Consider the following 17125-nt stretch of genomic DNA (forward strand, 5'->3'; position numbering starts at 1 on the left):
CCCATGATCATGCGCATTGCCCGCACTGCGGGTTTCAGCGGGCTGCTCGCCGCCCTGCTGCTGACCTTGCTGCAAAGCTTCTGGGTGGCCCCGCTGATTCTTCAGGCGGAAACCTACGAGTCCTCGGCACCTGCCGCGCACCATGAGCATGGCAGTGAAGTGCCTGCCCATGAACACAGCGCCGAGGCCTGGTCGCCGGAAGATGGCTGGCAACGGGTGCTCGCCACCACGGGCGGCAACCTGGTGGTTGCCGTCGGCTTCGCCCTTGTTCTCGCCGCGCTGTACAGCTTGCGCGCGCCCACCCGCGCCAGTACCGGTGCCTTGTGGGGGCTGGCCGGGTTCGCCGTGTTCTGCCTGGCCCCGACCTTGGGCTTGCCGCCCGAACTGCCAGGCACCGCTGCAGCAGACCTGGGGCAACGCCAGGCCTGGTGGGTCGGCACCGCCAGCGCCACCGCGCTCGGCCTGGCCTTGTTGGTGTTCGCCCGCCACGGGCTGCTGAAAGTGCTGGGCGCGGTGCTGCTGGTAATTCCGCATGTGCTCGGCGCCCCGCAGCCCGAGGTTCACCAAAGCCTGGCCCCGCAGGCCCTGGAAACCCAGTTCAAGCTGGCCTCGTGGCTGACCAATGCGGCGTTCTGGCTGGCCTTGGGCCTGCTCAGCGCCTGGTTGTTCCGCCGTTCCAGCCAGGCCTGATGGGCACTTTCTATGCCGGTTTTGGCTGCCGCCGGGGTTGCCCGGCGGCCACCCTGCACACCCTGTTGTGCCAGGCCCTGGCCAACCACGGCCTGGCACTGGCAGACCTGCGCGGCATCGCCAGCATCAGCCTGAAGGCTGACGAGCCGGGTTTGCAGCAGCTGGCCGAGCACCTGGGTGTGCCATTGGTGCTGTACCATAGCCAGCAACTGCACGCTTACCAGCCACTGCTCAGCCACCGCTCCGCCGCCGCCCATGCCCACACCGGGTGTTGGGGCGTGGCCGAGAGCACCGCACTGGCCCTGGCCGATCGGCAACAAGGCAGCCCACGGCTGTTGCTCAAGCGCCAGGTGCTCGGCCCGGCGACACTCGCCCTGGCCTGCTGAACGCGCCATACCCTTTTTTTGCAAGGACATTGCATGACCGTCTACTTCATCGGCGCCGGCCCCGGCGACCCCGAACTGATCACGGTCAAGGGCCAGCGGCTGATCCGCCAATGCCCGGTGATCATCTACGCAGGCTCGCTGGTGCCGGCTGCCGTGCTCGAAGGCCACCAGGCCAGTACCGTGATCAACAGCGCCGAACTGCACCTGGAGCAGATCATCGCAGCCATGCGCACCGCCCACGAACACGGCCAGGATGTCGCCCGCGTACACAGCGGCGACCCCAGCCTGTACGGCGCCATCGGCGAGCAGATCCGCCACCTCAAGGCACTGGGTATCGACTACCAGATCATCCCCGGGGTCACTGCCACGGCCGCCAGCGCTGCCCTGCTCGGCTGTGAACTGACCCTGCCGCAAGTGGCGCAGACCGTGATTCTGACCCGCTACGGCGACAGTTCGCCAATGCCACCCGGGGAACAGCTGGCCGACCTGGCCCGCCACGGCAGCACCCTGGCGATTCACCTGGGGGTCAAGCACCTGCCACGGATCGTTGAAGCGCTGCTGCCCCACTACGGCACCGAGTGCCCGGTGGCCGTGGTGCACCGCGCCACCTGGCCAGACCAGGACTGGGTGCGCGGCACGCTGGGCAACATCGTCGAGCGCAGCGCCGCCAAGCACTTCCGGCGCACGGCACTGATTCTGGTAGGCCATGTACTGGGGGATGCGCCGTTCGCCGAATCCGCCTTGTACCGTGCCGGTCACGCCCACCTGTATCGGCTTGGCGACTGAGCACGCCCAGGCTTGCCCCTGCACAGGGTCGAAACCCCACTGGCTGCGCCTGAGCGCCCTTTCCTGTCTGACATCACCATTGTGGCAGTGGTGATGTTTTTCCACTACTTGTAGGAATTTTCGACAAGTAGTCCGGAAACTTTCAACACTTCTATACTCGGGATTACCAAACGTCAGGTTTGGCCGTATGGTGCTGCGCTTCCGATTAACCCGCTTGCAAACGTATTCCTGAGTGTTCCAGGAAGCGGACCACATCCTGACAGGAGTTTTCCCCATGACAACCGTGCTGATCGTCGACGACCACCCTATCGTGCGGTTGTCGTTGCGCCTACTGCTCGAGCGTGAGCGCTTCCATGTCGTCGGCGAAGTCGGCAATGGCAGCGAGGTGGCGCAGGTGGCCCGTGAACTGCGCCCGGACGTGGTGGTGCTGGATATCGGCCTGCCTGGCCTGGACGGCATGGAGGTCATCAAGCGCCTTCAGTGCCTGGAGCCAACCCCCAAGATCATGGTGCTCACTGGCCAGGCCACCGACTTGTACGTGCGCCGTTGCCTGGATGCCGGTATCGGCGCGTTCGTCACCAAGGAAGAAGACCACGAGGCCCTGCTGTTCGCCCTCAAGGCGTTGGTGAAGGGCTATTCGACGTTTCCGCAGATGTCGGTCAACAGCAACTCCCTGGAGAGCGAACCGGTGCGCCTGGCCAGCCTTTCCAACCGTGAGATGGAAGTGCTGCGGCGCCTGGCACGCGGCGAGAACAACAAGAACATTGGAACCTGCATGAACCTGAGCGCCAAGACCATCAGCACCTACCGGGGCCGCATCATGGAAAAACTCAAGACCGAATCGCTGGTCGAGATGGTCGACCTGGCCAAGCGCAATAGCGTCTACTGAGCGGCTGGCGAGCATGAAGTTCCTGCTGGCGAGCGCCTTCATGATCATCAGCCTGGCCAATGCCAGCGGGTTGCAGGCCAGCAGCGAACCCCGGCAGTTGTTGGCGCGCTCGGTCAGTGCTGCCGCGCCGCTGGCGCTCTCGGCCGAAGACCGCCAGTGGCTGCAGCAGCACCGGCAACTGGTACTGGGCAGTTCGCGGCCGGACTACCCGCCCTTCGAGATCAATGTCAGCCCCCGTGACTACGAAGGCCTGAGCGCCGATTACGCCGGCCTGATCGGCGAGCAGCTTGGCATTGGCATCGAAGTGCGCCGTTTTGCCAGCCGCCACGAAGCCATCACTGCCCTGCATGAGGGGCGCATCGACCTGCTGGGCAGCTCCAACGCCTTCGAGGCAGCAGACGCCCACCTCAGCCTGAGCTCACCCTATGCCGACGACCTGCCGGTGGTCGTGACCCGGGAGGGGCGCAGCCTGAAGGCCACGCCCGACCTGGCCGGCCTGCGCCTGGCCATGGTTGATCACTACCTGCCCGCCAATACCGTACGCAGCCTGTACCCCAAGGCGCAACTGAGCCTGTACCGCTCCACCCTGGCCGGGCTGGCCGCTGTCGAACTGGGCGAGGCCGACGCCTACCTGGGCGACGCCATCAGTACCGACTTCATGATCGGCAAAAGCTTCCAGGGCACGTTGAAGATCGACCACTTTTCCCCGGCCGCCCCCGAAGCGTTCGCGTTCGCCCTGTCCAGCGACAACCTGCACTTGCGCCAGCTGGTCGACAAGGCACTGGCCCGCATCAGTGAAAGCGAACGGCTGAACATCCTGCGCCGCTGGAGCGGTGGCAATACCAGCCTGTTGTTGCAGCGCCACCTGACGGCCCTCAGTGCCGAAGAGGAAACCTGGATCGCCGAGCACCCCGTGGTCAACGTGCTGATCAACACATCACTGGCGCCCTTGACCTTCAACGACGCCCAGGACAACGCCAACGGCATCACCCTGGATCTGCTCAAGCAGATCGGCTTGCGCACTGGGTTGCAGTTCAAGACCGTTGAAAGCACATCGGCCTACCACATGGTCGAGCGGCTGAACCAAGGTGATGCGCTGATGATCGGCGCCTTGGGCTACGGCGCAGACCGCGCCAGGCAACTGCGCTACACCCGGCCTTACCTGGTCAGCCCAAGGGTGTTGGTCACCCGCAGCGACACCACCGCACCCGCCCCTTTGAAGGCCCTGGACGGCCAGCGTATCGCGGTGGTCAAAGGCTCGCCGCAACGCGCCTTGCTGCAGCAACGCTACCCGCAGGCCCGCCTGGTCGAGGTGGACAACCCGCTGGGCCTGATGGAGGCCGTGGCCAATGGCCGTGCCGACGTCGCCCTGAGCAACCACATCAATGCGGCGTACTACATCAGCCATGTATTCAAGGACCGCCTGCGCATTGCCAGTGTGCTCGATGAAGACCCGGCCCTGGCCGCCTTCGCCGTGGCCGCCGACCAGCCCCAGCTCCAGGCCATTCTCGACAAGGCACTGCTGAGCATTCCGCCTGAAGAACTGGCGCAGCTGATCAACCGCTGGCGCACCAGCTCACTGGTCAGCGACAGCCCGTGGCGCGACTACCGCACCCTCGCCCTGCAAGTGCTGGTGCTGTCGGCGCTGCTGCTGGCCGGCGTGGTGTTCTGGAACAGCTACCTGCGCAAGCTGATCAACCAGCGCACCGAGGCTCAACACGCCCTGCAGGACCAGCTCGCGCTGAGCCGCGGGCTGCTGGAGCAATTGCGCCAGGCCAAGGACGACGCTGAACAGGCCAGCCAGACCAAAAGCACGTTCCTGGCCACCATGAGCCATGAAATCCGCACCCCGATGAATGCCGTGATCGGGTTGCTGGAACTTGCGCTGGAGGACTGCCGTAGCGGCCGCAGCGATATCCATACGCTGCAGACGGCCCATGATTCAGCGCTTGGCCTGCTGGAACTGATTGGCGACATTCTCGATATTTCCCGGATCGAGTCCGGGCACATCACCCTGCAACCCGTGCCCACGGACCTGCGCGAACTGGTGCGCGCCACCTTGCGCGTGTTCGAAGGCAACGCCCGGGCCAAGGGCCTGCACCTGCACGGCGAAGTGCCCGCTGAACCGGCCTGGGTGCTGGCGGACCCGCTGCGGCTCAAGCAAATCCTGTCGAACCTGATCAGCAACGCCATCAAGTTCACCGACCGTGGCGAGGTGCAGGCCAACCTGCTTCTGCCGGTTATCGCCGGCCATGACATGTTGCCGGTGGAGCTGGATGTGCGCGACACCGGCATCGGTATCAGCCCTGCCGACCAGGCCCGCCTGTTCAATGCCTTTGTCCAGGCCGACGGCCCCAGGGCCCGCCAGGGCGCAGGCTTGGGCCTGGTCATCAGCCGCACGCTTGCCGAGCTGATGGGCGGCACGCTGAAGCTGCAAAGCGTCGAAGGCGTCGGCACCCGGGTGCAAGTGAACCTGCAGCTGCCCACCTGCGCGCCCCCGGCAGCCGTGCCCGAGGACCCGGCCCAACTGGAAAACAGCGACGGCCCTTTGAATGTGCTGATCGTCGACGACTACCCTGCCAACCTGCTATTGCTGGAACGGCAATTGCACACCCTTGGGCACCAGGTGAGCCTGGCGCAGAACGGTGAAGTCGCCTGGGGCCGCTGGCAAGCGGGGCGCTTCGATGTGGTGATCACCGATTGCAGCATGCCGGTCATGGATGGCCATGAACTCACCCGGCGCATTCGCCAGTTCGAGGCCGAGCGCAGCCTGCCCAGGTGCCGGATTCTGGGCATCACCGCCAATGCCCAGGCCGAGGAACGTACCCGCTGCCTGGCCAGCGGGATGGACGTTTGCCTGTTCAAGCCGATAGGTTTGCGAACCCTCAAAGCCCACCTGCCCCAGGCCCGCCCACCTGCGCCAACAGCGCGCGCGGGCGGCTTGAACCTGGATGAGCTACGCCACCTGACTCAGGACGACGCGCAGCTCACCAGGCATTTGCTCGAGCAACTGTCGATCAGCGTTGGTGAAGACCTGGCGGCCCTGCATGCGCTGGCGGCGGACGCGCCAAAAGAGGCGCTGCGTGCCTTGGCCCACCGCATCAAGGGCGGTGCCAAGATGATCAGGGTACGCACCGTGGTCCAGGATTGCGAAGCGATCGAAGCGGCCCAGGCGCAAGGCTCGCCGACCGACGAGCCGCGCGCACGGCTGCAAGCCAGCCTGCAGGCCCTGCTGGACGATATGCGTGCTGCGCTCAATGCAATTGCAGCGTCGAACTGATCTGGCTGATGGCATCGACCACGTGCCTTGAGCCTTGCTGAATCTCCATGATCACCGTGCCGGCTTCATTGGCCAGCGCCACGCCATGGCCGGTGCGGTTCAGGCTTGACTGCATGCTGGCCACAGCCAGCAGCGACAGGTCGTGGTTCTGCCGCACCACATCGACGATTTCCAGGGTAGCCTTGCTGGTGCGCGCGGCCAGGTTGCGCACCTCGTCGGCGACCACGGCAAAACCGCGCCCGTGTTCGCCGGCACGGGCGGCTTCGATGGCCGCATTCAGCGCCAGCAAGTTGGTCTGGTCGGCGATACCACGAATGGTCAGCACAATCTGCCCGATCACATCCGACTGTTTGCTCACCGCATCGATGCTGCGCGCTGCGTCGTTGAGCTCCACGGAAATCTGCTCGATCACCTGCACGGTCTGCTGTACCACTTCGGTGCCTTTGCGCGCGCAGGCATCGGTCTGCACCGAACTGGCATGGGCCGCATCGGCGGCACTTTGCTGGGTACAGACCTGGTCGGTGATGTCGCTGGCGAACTTGACCACCTTGTACAGGCGGCCCTTGCTGTCGAAAATCGGGTTGTAGGAGGCTTCCAGGTACACCGTCTGGCCTTGCTTGTTCACCCGCTCGAAGCGGTGCGAGTGGTATTCGCCACGGTTCAGCGAGGCCCAGAACTGGCGGTACTCGGCCGACTCACGCTCGTGCGGCAGGCAGAACAGGCCATGGTGGCGGCCTACCACCTCGTCGAGCCGGTAACCCATGGTGTCCAGGAAGTTCTGGTTGGCCTTGATCACCCGCCCTTGCGGGGTGAACTCGATCACTGCCATGGCGCGGCTGATCGCCTTCAGCAGGCTTTCGCTTTCATGCTCAAGGGCGACGCGCTGACTGATGTCGGACGCCACCTTGATCACGCTGCTGACCTGGCGCTGGGCATCCAGCACGGGCATGTAGCTGGCCTCCAGCCAGACTTCACGGCCGGCCTTGTCGACGCGCTCGAATGTGCCGCTGATGGCCTTGCCCTGGCCGAGCTCATGCCACAGTTGCTGGTACTCGGCGCTCTGGGCATAGCCCGGCTCACAGAACAGCCGGTGGTGCTTGCCGCGCAGCTCTTCAGCGCTGTAACCCATGGCCTGGCAGAAGCGGTCGTTGGCGTCGAGAATGGTGCCATCCGGGGCGAATTCGACCATTGCCATGGAGCGACTGATGGCAGCCAGTTTGGCCTGTGCGTCGGCCAATGCCTGATGGCTGCGCTGGATCTCGACCAAATCGGATTTGCGATGGAAATCGAACATGACGCCGGGCCTCCTTTATGCGCGGTTTCATGAGCATAGATGGCCGTATGCGCGGTGCAAGCACAGTGCCATCGCTTTGTGATTACTCCATTTCTGTTACGCCGGCATGTCGCCAGGGCGTGGTCAACGCCATTGCACAGGGGAGCGAATCAGGTACTTTCCCGCACCATCAGCTCAAAACCCAGGTCCTGTTGGGCACTGGCCACCCGTTTGCCGTCCAGCAACGCGAGCAAGGCCTGGGCCGCGCCCCGACCGACGGCAGCCCGCGGGGTACGGATAGACGTGAGGCGCGGCACCATGTGCGCCGAAGCCGGCAGGTCGTTGAAGCCCACCATGGCCACCTGGCGAGGCACCTCCACACCTTGGCGCAACGCCTGCAAGACAGCGCCCTGGGCCAGGTCGTCGTTGCAGAAGAAGATGCCGTCCACATCCGGGGCCTGCTGCATCAGGCGGCTGAACAGTGTGCTGCCCAAGGCAATCGAAGAAGGCTCCGGGGCCAACACTTCCAGTTCCGCAGCGTGCAGGCCCGCCTCGGCCAGGGCCTGGCGGAAGCCCTCGGCCCGCTGCATCACCCGCGGGTCGAGTTGCGCGGCTATGAATGCCAGGCGCTTGCGCCCGCGCTCGATCAGGTGCCGCGCGGCAGCCCGCCCCGCCTGCTCCTGGGAAAACCCGACCGATACTGCCCCCGGCTCGCCCTTGAGCTCCATCATGTGCACGCAGGGTACACCGCTGGCGGCCAGCATCTGGCGGGCCGCATCGCTGCGCTCGAACCCGGTCAGCAACATGCCGCAGGGCTGATAGGCCAGGTAATTGCGGATCAGGTTCTCTTCTTCGGCCAGGTCATAGTGATAGTTGCCGATCAGCACCTCGAGCCCACGCGGGCGCATGACGTCGTGGATGGCCTCCAGGGTATCGATGAACAGCTGGTTGGACAGCGACGGGATCAGCACCACGACAGACTGGCTGCGCGCCGAGGCCAACGCCCGGGCCGCAGGGTTGGCCACGTAGCCCAGGCTGGCGGCGGCAGCCATGACCTTTGCGGCCAGCTCTGGGGCAACCGTGCTCACGCCGCGCAGCGCGCGCGAAGCGGTGATCGGGGAAACCCCGGAAAGCCTGGCCACTTCAGCCAGGGTAGGACGACCTGTGGTACGGGAGCCGGTGCGGGACATGGATGTTGTAATTTTACTACTTGCAAGGATGGGGAACGGCCACTAAGGTAGCGCTGTCTCAGGATGCAGGCAATGTAATCTTTGGTAGCTGCCGCTACACGCGTGCTGCCAGGCGTCCATACTGCGTAAGGACAAGACCAATAACACCGGGGAGGTGGCTGTTCGTCAGCGACGAGACAGCGCTACCTCACCCCGCAGGAGGTACTGATGAATTCTCCCCTGTCCGCCATCGTGGTGATGGGCGTGGCCGGTTGCGGCAAAAGCTGCATCGGTGCTGCCATCGCTGCCCGAAGCGGCGGTCGCCTGATCGAAGGCGACGCTTTCCACCCTGCCGAAAACATCCGCAAGATGAGCGCGGGCATCCCCCTGGACGACGCCGACCGCGCCGGCTGGCTGGTGCGCCTGGGCGAAGAGTTGCAAACCATCAGCCAGGCCGGCGAACGCCCGATCCTGACCTGCTCGGCGCTCAAACGCCGCTACCGCGAAACCCTGCGCCAGGCCATGCCTGGGCTGGTGTTCGTTTTCCTCGAACTGTCGGCTGCCGAAGCCGAAAAGCGCGTGCTGGCACGCCCTGGGCATTTCATGCCGGCCAGTCTGATCGACAGCCAGTTCGCAGCCTTGGAATCGCCCCGTGGCGAGCCCCTGACCCTGGCCCTGGACGCTACCCAGCCCATCGAAGCCCTGGCCGAAGCGGTAGACCGCTGGCTAAAGCGCTGCGGTGAGCAGGGCCTGGCGCAGACCGCCTGACCCAGCGGTTTACCGGCTCACCAAAGACAGCGCTACCCGACCCCGCGAAAGCGCGGAAAGTTCCCAAAACGCTACGCCAAAACAACGATAAGACCGAGGCCTTGAAACCATGTTCGGACTGGCTACTGATACCTTCCTGTTGCTCGACGCGCTCGTGACGATCGTCGGGCTGATCCTGCTGATCACCCACTTCAAGGTTCACCCCTTCGTCGCCCTCACCCTGGCGGCTGGCTTTCTGGGCCTGACCTCCGGCATGCCGGTGGCCAAGGTCATGAAGTCGTTCCAGGACGGCTTTGGCGGTGTGCTGGGCTTTGTCGGCATCGTGCTCGCCCTGGGCACCATGCTTGGCAAACTGATGGCCGACTCCGGCGGCGCCGACCAGATCGCGCAAACCCTGATTCGCGCCTTCGGCAAGAAGAACGTGCACTGGGCCATGATGTTCGCCGCTTTCCTGGTGGGCATTCCGCTGTTCTTCGAAATCGGCTTCGTGCTGCTGATTCCACTGGTGTTCATCGTGGCCCGGCGCTCCGGGGTTTCGCTGGTGAAAATCGGCATTCCATTGCTGGCCGGCCTGTCGGTCGTGCATGGCCTGGTACCGCCGCACCCGGGCCCGTTGCTGGCGATCGGCATCTTCCACGCCGACATCGGCAAGACCATTTTCTACGGCCTGATCGTGGCGCTGCCTACCGCCATCATCGCCGGCCCGCTGTTCGGTAACTTCATCTCCCGCTACATTCCCGGCAACCCGTCGCAGGAGCTGATGGACCAGATCGCCAAGGAGTCCGACCAGGGCAACCTGCCGAGCTTCAGCATCACCCTGATCACCGTGCTGCTGCCGGTGGCCTTGATGCTGCTGAAAACCTTCGCCGACGTGGTGCTGCCTGCCGAGCACATCGTGCGCCAGTGGATGGACCTGATCGGCCACCCGATCACCGCCCTGCTCGCTGCCTTGCTGCTGGCCTTCTACACCTTTGGCTCGGCCCGCGGTTTCAACCGCCAGCAAATCATGAAAATGCTCGACCAGAGCCTGGCGCCAACCGCTGCGATCGTGCTGATCGTCGGTGCCGGCGGCGGTTTCAAGCAGATGCTGGTGGACACCGGGGTGGGCAATGTGATCGGGCAAATGGCCGTGCAAGCGGAAATTTCGCCGATCCTGCTGGCCTGGCTGGTAGCGGCGGTGATCCGTATCGCCACCGGTTCGGCCACCGTCGCGACCATCACCGGCGCGGGTATCGTGGCACCGGTGATCGACCTGGTACCGGGGGTGAACCGTGAGTTGCTGGTGCTGGCCACCGGCGCCGGGTCGCTGATCCTGTCGCATGTGAACGACGCCGGCTTCTGGCTGGTGAAGCAGTACTTCAACATGACCGTGGCCGAAACCTTCAAGACCTGGAGCATGATGGAGACGATTCTTTCCATCGTCGGCATCATCTTCATCATGTTGTTGTCGATGGTGGTGTAACCGCTGATCGGAACAATGAGCGCAACAATGGCACGTTAGCGCCACGGGTGGGGCCGAAAAGGAGTACGCCCCACCCGACGCAATGGAGACTGCCATGAACCGCTCAAGCGTGCTGCTGATTGCCCTGCTCGCCTCGCCACTGGCGCTTGCCGCCGGCACTGGCCCGACCTACCCCGACGACCCGCACAACAACGCGCCGCAGCCCGGCGTGGACAGCACCCTCAACCCGATCGAAAAACCCATGCCGCGGGATACCGACCCGCGCATCAAGGGCAATGACCCGGACAGCCCGCCCGCCCAGCAGAACGACAGTCGTGACTTGCCAGGCATGGACGGCACGGGGTCCGAAGGGACCGGTGGTGCCGACGCAGGCGGCGCTGGCAGCAGCCAACGCTAAGCCCGTGGCAGCGGGCCCTGGCACCGGCTTCGGGTGCAGGCCCGCACCCTCGATTCACCACCCGCTGATCCCGACCTATCATTCAGCGTGATAATAGATTTCGGCCCGTTCGATTCGTGCCTCTCGCGCAAGACACTCACACTCCGCCCATCACTAATACATTGGCGGAGTTCTCCATGGAACAATCACTCAAACCCTTGCGCTTCCCCCTCGCAGCCCTGGCTGTGGTGGTGATCAGCGCTTGCGGCCGAACCCCCGACGCCGTGCAGGCTCCCGCCGCGCCGAAAGTCACCGTGGCCAAGGTGATCGAGCAACCGATCAATGAATGGGACGAGTTCACCGGCCGCCTCGAAGCCCCGGAAACCGTCGAGGTGCGCCCGCGGGTGTCCGGCCAGATCGACCAGGTCGCCTTCACCGAGGGCGCCCAGGTCAAGAAAGGCGACCTGCTGTTCCAGATCGACCCACGCCCGTTCCAGGCAGAAGTCCGCCGCCTCGAAGCCCAGTTGCAACAAGCCAAGGCCACCGCCATCCGCAGCGCCAATGAAGCCCGCCGTGGTGAGCGCCTGCGCGACAGCAACGCCATTTCCGCCGAGCTGGCCGAATCGCGCAGCAGCGCCGCTGCCGAAGCCCGGGCCGGGGTCGACGCCATCCAGGCTCAACTGGACCTCGCCCGCCTGAACCTCAGCTTTACCCGGGTTACCGCGCCGATCAGCGGCCGGGTCAGCCGCGCCGCGTTCACGGCCGGCAACATCGTCAGCGCCGACGTGACCCCGCTGACCAGCGTGGTCTCCACCGACAAGGTCTACGCCTACTTCGACGCCGACGAGCGCGTGTACCTCAAGTACACCCAGCTGGCGCGCGAGGGCCAACGCGGCCAGAGCACCCCGGTGTACCTCGGCCTGACCAACGAAACCGGCACCCCTCACCTGGGCCAGATGAACTTCGTCGACAACCAGGTCAACCCGCGCACGGGCACCATCCGTGGCCGCGCCGTGTTCGACAACCGCGACGGCCAGTTCACCCCGGGCCTGTATGCCCGGCTGAAGCTGGTGGGCAGCGCCCAGTACGACGCCGTACTGATCAACGACGAGGCCGTGGGCACCGACCTTGGCAAGAAGTTCGTGCTGGTCATGGACAAGGACAACAAGGCCGCCTACCGCGCTGTGGAACTGGGGCCAAAACTTGAAGGCCTGCGCATCGTGCGCAGCGGCCTGGGCAAGGACGAGCGCATCGTGGTCAAGGGCCTGCAGCGCGTACGCCCGGGTTCGCCGGTAACGCCGCAGGAAACCCAGATGGCCAGCGAGCAGACCCTGGCCGCCCTCGCCCAACAGCGCCAGGCCCTGGAGGCCAGCAACCCGGCGCCCAAAGTGGCGGGCAACAACGTGAAAAACGCCAGCGCCCAGGCGCCACGCGGTTAAGGGACCAGACCGATGAACTTCTCCAAATTCTTCATAACCCGGCCGATCTTCGCCGCCGTGCTGTCGCTGGTGCTGCTGATTGCCGGCTCGATCTCGCTGTTCCAGTTACCCATCAGCGAATACCCCGAGGTAGTGCCGCCAACCGTGGTGGTACGCGCCAACTTCCCGGGTGCCAACCCGAAAGTCATCGGCGAAACCGTGGCTGCGCCGCTGGAGCAAGCCATTACCGGTGTGGAGAACATGCTGTACATGTCTTCCCAGTCCACCGCTGACGGCAAACTGACGCTGACCATCACCTTCGCCTTGGGCACCGACCTGGACAACGCCCAGGTGCAGGTGCAGAACCGCGTCACCCGCACCCAGCCCAAGCTGCCGGAAGAAGTAACCCGCATCGGTATCACCGTCGACAAGGCCTCGCCCGACCTGACCATGGTCGTGCACCTGACCTCGCCGGACAACCGCTACGACATGCTCTACCTGTCCAACTACGCCATCCTCAATATCAAGGACGAGTTGGCACGCCTTGGCGGCGTGGGTGATGTGCAGCTGTTCGGCATGGGCGACTACTCGCTGCGCGTCTGGCTCGACCCGAACAAAACTGCTTCGCGCAACCTCACCGCCAGTGACGTGGTCGCAGCCATTCGCGAACAGAACCGCCAGGTCGCCGCCGGCCAGTTGGGCGCCCCGCCCGCCCCGGGTTCGACCAGTTTCCAGCTGTCGATCAACACCCAGGGCCGCCTGGTCAACGAGGAAGAGTTCGAGAACATCATCATCCGCGCCGGCGCCGACGGCGAAATCACCCGGCTGAAAGACATCGCCCGGGTCGAGCTCGGCTCCAGCCAATATGCCCTGCGCTCGTTGCTGAACAACCAGCCGGCAGTGGCACTGCCGATCTTCCAGCGCCCAGGCTCGAACGCCATCGAGATCTCCGACGAAGTACGGGCAAAAATGGCCGAGCTGAAGAAGGACTTCCCCGAAGGCATGGACTACAGCATCGTCTATGACCCGACCGTGTTCGTGCGCGGCTCCATCGAGGCGGTGGTGCACACCCTGTTCGAAGCGCTGGTGCTGGTGGTGCTGGTGGTCATTCTGTTCCTGCAAACCTGGCGCGCCTCGATCATCCCGTTGCTGGCGGTGCCGGTATCGCTGATCGGCACCTTTGCGGTCATGCACCTGTTCGGCTTCTCGCTCAACGCCCTGTCATTGTTCGGCCTGGTGCTGGCCATCGGTATCGTGGTGGACGACGCCATCGTGGTGGTGGAAAACGTCGAGCGCAATATCGGCTTGGGCCTCAAACCCCTGGAGGCGACGCAGAAGGCCATGGCCGAAGTGACCGGGCCGATCATCGCCACCGCCTTGGTCCTGTGTGCGGTGTTCGTGCCTGCTGCCTTCATTTCCGGCCTGACCGGGCAGTTCTACAAGCAGTTCGCGCTGACCATCGCCATTTCCACGGTGATCTCGGCATTCAACTCGCTGACCCTGTCACCGGCGTTGGCTGCCGTACTGCTCAAGGAACACCATGCGCCCAAGGACCGTTTCTCGCGGTTACTGGAAAAACTCCTGGGCAGCTGGCTGTTCGCCCCGTTCAACCGCTTTTTCGACCGTGCCTCGCACCGCTACGTGGGCGGCGTGCGCCGGGTCATTCGCTCCAGCGGCATCGCCCTGTTCGTGTACGCCGGCCTGATGGGCCTGACCTACCTGGGTTTCTCGTCTACCCCCACCGGCTTCGTACCGGCCCAGGACAAGCAATACCTGGTGGCCTTCGCCCAGTTGCCCGACGCCGCCAGCCTCGACCGCACCGAGGCGGTGATCAAGCGCATGAGCGAAATCGCCCTCAAGCAACCTGGCGTGGCCGACTCGGTCGCCTTCCCTGGCCTGTCGATCAACGGCTTCACCAACAGCCCGAACAGCGGCATCGTGTTCACCCCACTCAAGCCGTTTGACGAGCGCAAGGACCCAAGCCAGTCGGCTGCCGCCATCGCTGCCGCGCTCAATGCCCAGTTCGCCGACATTCAGGACGCCTACATCGCGATCTTCCCGCCACCGCCGGTACAAGGCCTGGGCACCATCGGCGGCTTCCGCCTGCAGATCGAAGACCGCGGCAACCTGGGCTACGAAGCGCTGTACAAGGAAACCCAGAACATCATTGCCAAAAGCCACGAGGTGCCGGAGCTGACGGGCCTGTTCACCAGCTACCAGGTCAACGTGCCGCAGGTCGATGCCGCCATCGACCGGGAAAAGGCCAAGACCCATGGCGTGGCGATCAGCGACATCTTCGACACCCTGCAGGTCTACCTGGGCTCGCTGTACACCAACGACTTCAACCGCTTTGGCCGCACTTACCAGGTCAACGTCCAGGCTGAGCAGCAGTTCCGCCTCGATGCCGAGCAAATCGGCCAATTGAAGGTGCGCAACAACCTGGGCGAGATGATACCGCTGGCGACCTTCCTCAAGGTCAGCGATACCTCCGGGCCGGACCGTGTGATGCACTACAACGGTTTCATCACCGCTGAAATCAACGGTGCCGCAGCGCCCGGCTACAGCTCTGGCCAGGCCGAGGCGGCCATCGAAAAACTGCTGAAAGCGGAACTGCCCAACGGCATGACCTTCGAGTGGACCGACCTGACCTATCAGCAGATCCTGTCGGGCAATACCGCGCTGTTCGTCTTCCCGCTGTGCGTGCTGCTGGCCTTCCTGGTACTGGCTGCCCAGTACGAAAGCTGGAGCCTGCCGCTGGCAGTGATCCTGATCGTGCCGATGACCCTGCTGTCGGCGATCACCGGTGTGATCGTATCGGGTGGCGACAACAACATCTTCACCCAGATCGGGCTGATCGTGCTGGTGGGCCTGGCGTGCAAGAACGCGATCCTGATCGTCGAGTTCGCCAAGGACGAACAAGCCAAGGGCCTCGACCCGCTGGCTGCCGTGCTGGAAGCGTGCCGCCTGCGGCTGCGGCCGATCCTGATGACCTCCATCGCCTTCATCATGGGTGTGGTGCCGCTGGTCTTCAGCTCGGGTGCAGGCTCGGAAATGCGCCATGCCATGGGTGTGGCGGTGTTCTCCGGGATGATCGGCGTGACCGTATTCGGCTTGTTCCTCACCCCGGTGTTCTTCTTCCTGATCCGCCGTTTCGTCGAGCGTCGCCAGGCCCCCAAGGCCGAACGCGTGCAAGTGCTGGAGAACCACGCATGAACCTGCTCAAACCCCTGACGCCAAGCCTGCTGGCCCTGGCCCTGGCCGCCTGCGCGGTCGGCCCGGACTACCAGGCCCCCGCCACCGCACCTGCCCCGCTGGGCGCTGATGCGCAGGCCAAGGCCTATGACCGCAGCCACTTTGAAAGCTTGTGGTGGAAGCAGTTCGACGACCCGGTACTGAACCAGCTGGTGCAGGCTTCGTTGACCGGCAACCGGGATCTGCGCGTGGCCTTCGCCCGCCTGAAGTCGGCCCGCTCGATCCGTGAAGACGCCGAGAACGACCCGTTCCCGGTGGTCACCAGCCGTGCCAGCAGCGATATCGGCAAAGGCCAGGTTCCTGGCCAGACCGAGCAACGGGTGAACAGCGAACGCTATGACCTGGGCCTGGACATGGCCTGGGAGCTGGACCTGTTCGGCCGCATCCAGCGCCAGATCGAAGCCAGTGAAGCGCAGGAAGCGGCCGCTGCCGCCGACCTGCAGCAGTTGCAGGTCAGCCTGATCGCCGAACTGGTCGATGCCTATGGGCAATTACGCGGTGCACAGCTGCGCGAGAAGATTGCCCTGGCCAACCTCAAGACCCAGCAGCAATCGCGCAGCATCACCGAAACCCTGCGCGACGCCGGGGTCGGCAACGACCTCGACGTGGTACGCGCCGATGCCCGCCTGGCCGGGGTCGAAGCGACCGTGCCGCAACTGCAGGCCGAACAGGCGCGGGCGCGGCACCGCATCGCCACCCTCCTCGGCCAGCGCCCCGACGCCCTCAGCGTAGACTTGTCGCCCAAGGCGCTGCCGGCCATCGCCAAGGCGCTGCCGGTGGGCGACCCCGGCGAACTGCTGCGCCGCCGCCCTGACATTCGCAGCGCCGAACGCCAGCTGGCAGCCGCCACGGCCAACGTCGGCGTCGCCACCGCCGACCTGTTCCCGCGTGTCAGCCTCAGCGGCTTCCTGGGCTTTACCGCCGCGCGCGGGTCGCAGCTCGGCTCATCGGCGGCCAACGCCTGGGCCTTGGGCCCCAGCATTACCTGGGCGGCGTTCGACCTGGGCAGCGTGCGGGCCCGCCTGCGCGGGGCCAAGGCCGACGCCGAAGGCGCCATGGCCAATTACGAGCAACAGGTGTTGCTGGCACTGGAAGAGTCGGCCAACGCCTTCAGCGACTACGCCAAGACCCAACAACGGTTGCTGTCGTTGATGCGCCAGAGCGAAGCCAGCCGCAAGGCGGCGCAACTGGCCTCGATTCGCTATCGCGAGGGGACCGTGGACTACCTGGTACTGCTCGATGCCGAACGCGAACGGTTGAGTGCCGAAGATGCGCAAGCGCAAGGCGAGGTCGAGCTGTACCGCGGCATCGTTTCGATCTACAAAGCCCTGGGTGGCGGCTGGCAACCGCAGACCGTGGCCAGCGCGCACTGACCC

13 protein-coding genes are annotated in these 17125 nt (G+C 64.8%); 11 read left to right on the forward strand and 2 right to left on the reverse strand.

From position 1 onward, the window contains the following. Positions 1–3 precede the first annotated feature (3 nt). From FPB55_RS13495 to FPB55_RS13515, 5 genes are all read left to right on the forward strand, one after another. Positions 4–690 carry a CbtA family protein gene (locus FPB55_RS13495; RefSeq protein ID WP_009682289.1) on the forward strand — a complete coding sequence of 229 codons (687 nt, stop codon included), beginning with the start codon at positions 4–6 and terminating at the stop codon, positions 688–690. Beyond that, complete coding sequence (locus FPB55_RS13500; RefSeq protein ID WP_009682290.1) at positions 690–1076, forward strand: cobalamin biosynthesis protein; 387 nt, start codon at positions 690–692, stop codon at positions 1074–1076. The genes FPB55_RS13495 and FPB55_RS13500 overlap by 1 nt, the downstream gene beginning before the upstream one ends. A 33-nt stretch (positions 1077–1109) precedes the next feature. Beyond that, positions 1110–1862: a precorrin-4 C(11)-methyltransferase gene (cobM, locus tag FPB55_RS13505; RefSeq protein ID WP_047149585.1), complete on the forward strand. Its 753-nt coding sequence runs from the start codon at positions 1110–1112 to the stop codon at positions 1860–1862. Between the two features lie 274 nt (positions 1863–2136). Continuing rightward, a complete protein-coding gene (locus tag FPB55_RS13510; RefSeq protein ID WP_009682293.1) occupies positions 2137–2751 on the forward strand; it encodes a response regulator transcription factor in 615 nt (204 codons plus the stop codon). 13 nt (positions 2752–2764) lie between these two features. Then, positions 2765–6031, forward strand: a complete 3267-nt coding sequence (locus FPB55_RS13515) for a transporter substrate-binding domain-containing protein (protein WP_144188421.1) — start codon at positions 2765–2767, stop codon at positions 6029–6031. Here the strand turns inward: FPB55_RS13515 and FPB55_RS13520 are convergent. Continuing rightward, positions 6006–7325: a PAS domain-containing methyl-accepting chemotaxis protein gene (locus FPB55_RS13520; RefSeq protein ID WP_115294315.1), complete on the reverse strand. Its 1320-nt coding sequence runs from the start codon at positions 7323–7325 to the stop codon at positions 6006–6008. The two genes, FPB55_RS13515 and FPB55_RS13520, sit on opposite strands and share 26 nt — an antisense overlap. A 149-nt stretch (positions 7326–7474) precedes the next feature. Continuing rightward, entirely contained in the window at positions 7475–8494 is a 1020-nt protein-coding gene (locus FPB55_RS13525; RefSeq protein ID WP_054913263.1) for a LacI family DNA-binding transcriptional regulator, read from the reverse strand. 207 nt (positions 8495–8701) lie between these two features. Between FPB55_RS13525 and FPB55_RS13530 the strand changes: the two genes are divergently transcribed. The 6 genes from FPB55_RS13530 (at position 8702) to FPB55_RS13555 (ending at position 17122) form a co-directional block, all read left to right on the forward strand. After that, positions 8702–9241 (forward strand): gluconokinase, encoded by a 540-nt coding sequence (locus FPB55_RS13530; protein ID WP_009682299.1) that lies wholly within the window; start codon positions 8702–8704, stop codon positions 9239–9241. Between the two features lie 109 nt (positions 9242–9350). Further along, positions 9351–10703 (forward strand): GntP family permease, encoded by a 1353-nt coding sequence (locus tag FPB55_RS13535; protein WP_029885131.1) that lies wholly within the window; start codon positions 9351–9353, stop codon positions 10701–10703. A 94-nt stretch (positions 10704–10797) separates the two neighbouring features. After that, positions 10798–11100, forward strand: coding sequence for a hypothetical protein (locus FPB55_RS13540; RefSeq protein ID WP_144188423.1), 303 nt, complete (start codon positions 10798–10800; stop codon positions 11098–11100). A 176-nt stretch (positions 11101–11276) separates the two neighbouring features. After that, positions 11277–12518 (forward strand): multidrug efflux RND transporter periplasmic adaptor subunit MexE, encoded by a 1242-nt coding sequence (gene mexE / locus FPB55_RS13545; protein ID WP_009682303.1) that lies wholly within the window; start codon positions 11277–11279, stop codon positions 12516–12518. Between the two features lie 12 nt (positions 12519–12530). Then, positions 12531–15710 carry an efflux RND transporter permease subunit gene (locus tag FPB55_RS13550; protein WP_115294312.1) on the forward strand — a complete coding sequence of 1060 codons (3180 nt, stop codon included), beginning with the start codon at positions 12531–12533 and terminating at the stop codon, positions 15708–15710. Continuing rightward, entirely contained in the window at positions 15707–17122 is a 1416-nt protein-coding gene (locus FPB55_RS13555; RefSeq protein WP_125854658.1) for a TolC family protein, read from the forward strand. The genes FPB55_RS13550 and FPB55_RS13555 overlap by 4 nt, the downstream gene beginning before the upstream one ends. Positions 17123–17125: the final 3 nt, after the last annotated feature.

This window comes from Pseudomonas sp. BJP69 (assembly GCF_007633355.1).
Taxonomy (GTDB): Bacteria; Pseudomonadota; Gammaproteobacteria; order Pseudomonadales; family Pseudomonadaceae; genus Aquipseudomonas; species Aquipseudomonas juntendi.

What these genes read in the sequence shown, in the direction of transcription:
- FPB55_RS13500 (WP_009682290.1), top strand. Translation starts at nt 690, where the DNA reads ATGGGCACTTTCTATGCCGGTTTTGGCTGCCGCCGGGGTTGCCCGGCG.
- FPB55_RS13555 (WP_125854658.1), top strand. Translation starts at nt 15,707, where the DNA reads ATGAACCTGCTCAAACCCCTGACGCCAAGCCTGCTGGCCCTGGCCCTG.
- FPB55_RS13515 (WP_144188421.1), top strand. Translation starts at nt 2,765, where the DNA reads ATGAAGTTCCTGCTGGCGAGCGCCTTCATGATCATCAGCCTGGCCAAT.
- FPB55_RS13495 (WP_009682289.1), top strand. Translation starts at nt 4, where the DNA reads ATGATCATGCGCATTGCCCGCACTGCGGGTTTCAGCGGGCTGCTCGCC.
- FPB55_RS13540 (WP_144188423.1), top strand. Translation starts at nt 10,798, where the DNA reads ATGAACCGCTCAAGCGTGCTGCTGATTGCCCTGCTCGCCTCGCCACTG.
- mexE (WP_009682303.1), top strand. Translation starts at nt 11,277, where the DNA reads ATGGAACAATCACTCAAACCCTTGCGCTTCCCCCTCGCAGCCCTGGCT.
- FPB55_RS13520 (WP_115294315.1), bottom strand. Translation starts at nt 7,325, where the DNA reads ATGTTCGATTTCCATCGCAAATCCGATTTGGTCGAGATCCAGCGCAGC.
- FPB55_RS13510 (WP_009682293.1), top strand. Translation starts at nt 2,137, where the DNA reads ATGACAACCGTGCTGATCGTCGACGACCACCCTATCGTGCGGTTGTCG.
- FPB55_RS13535 (WP_029885131.1), top strand. Translation starts at nt 9,351, where the DNA reads ATGTTCGGACTGGCTACTGATACCTTCCTGTTGCTCGACGCGCTCGTG.
- FPB55_RS13550 (WP_115294312.1), top strand. Translation starts at nt 12,531, where the DNA reads ATGAACTTCTCCAAATTCTTCATAACCCGGCCGATCTTCGCCGCCGTG.
- cobM (WP_047149585.1), top strand. Translation starts at nt 1,110, where the DNA reads ATGACCGTCTACTTCATCGGCGCCGGCCCCGGCGACCCCGAACTGATC.
- FPB55_RS13530 (WP_009682299.1), top strand. Translation starts at nt 8,702, where the DNA reads ATGAATTCTCCCCTGTCCGCCATCGTGGTGATGGGCGTGGCCGGTTGC.
- FPB55_RS13525 (WP_054913263.1), bottom strand. Translation starts at nt 8,494, where the DNA reads ATGTCCCGCACCGGCTCCCGTACCACAGGTCGTCCTACCCTGGCTGAA.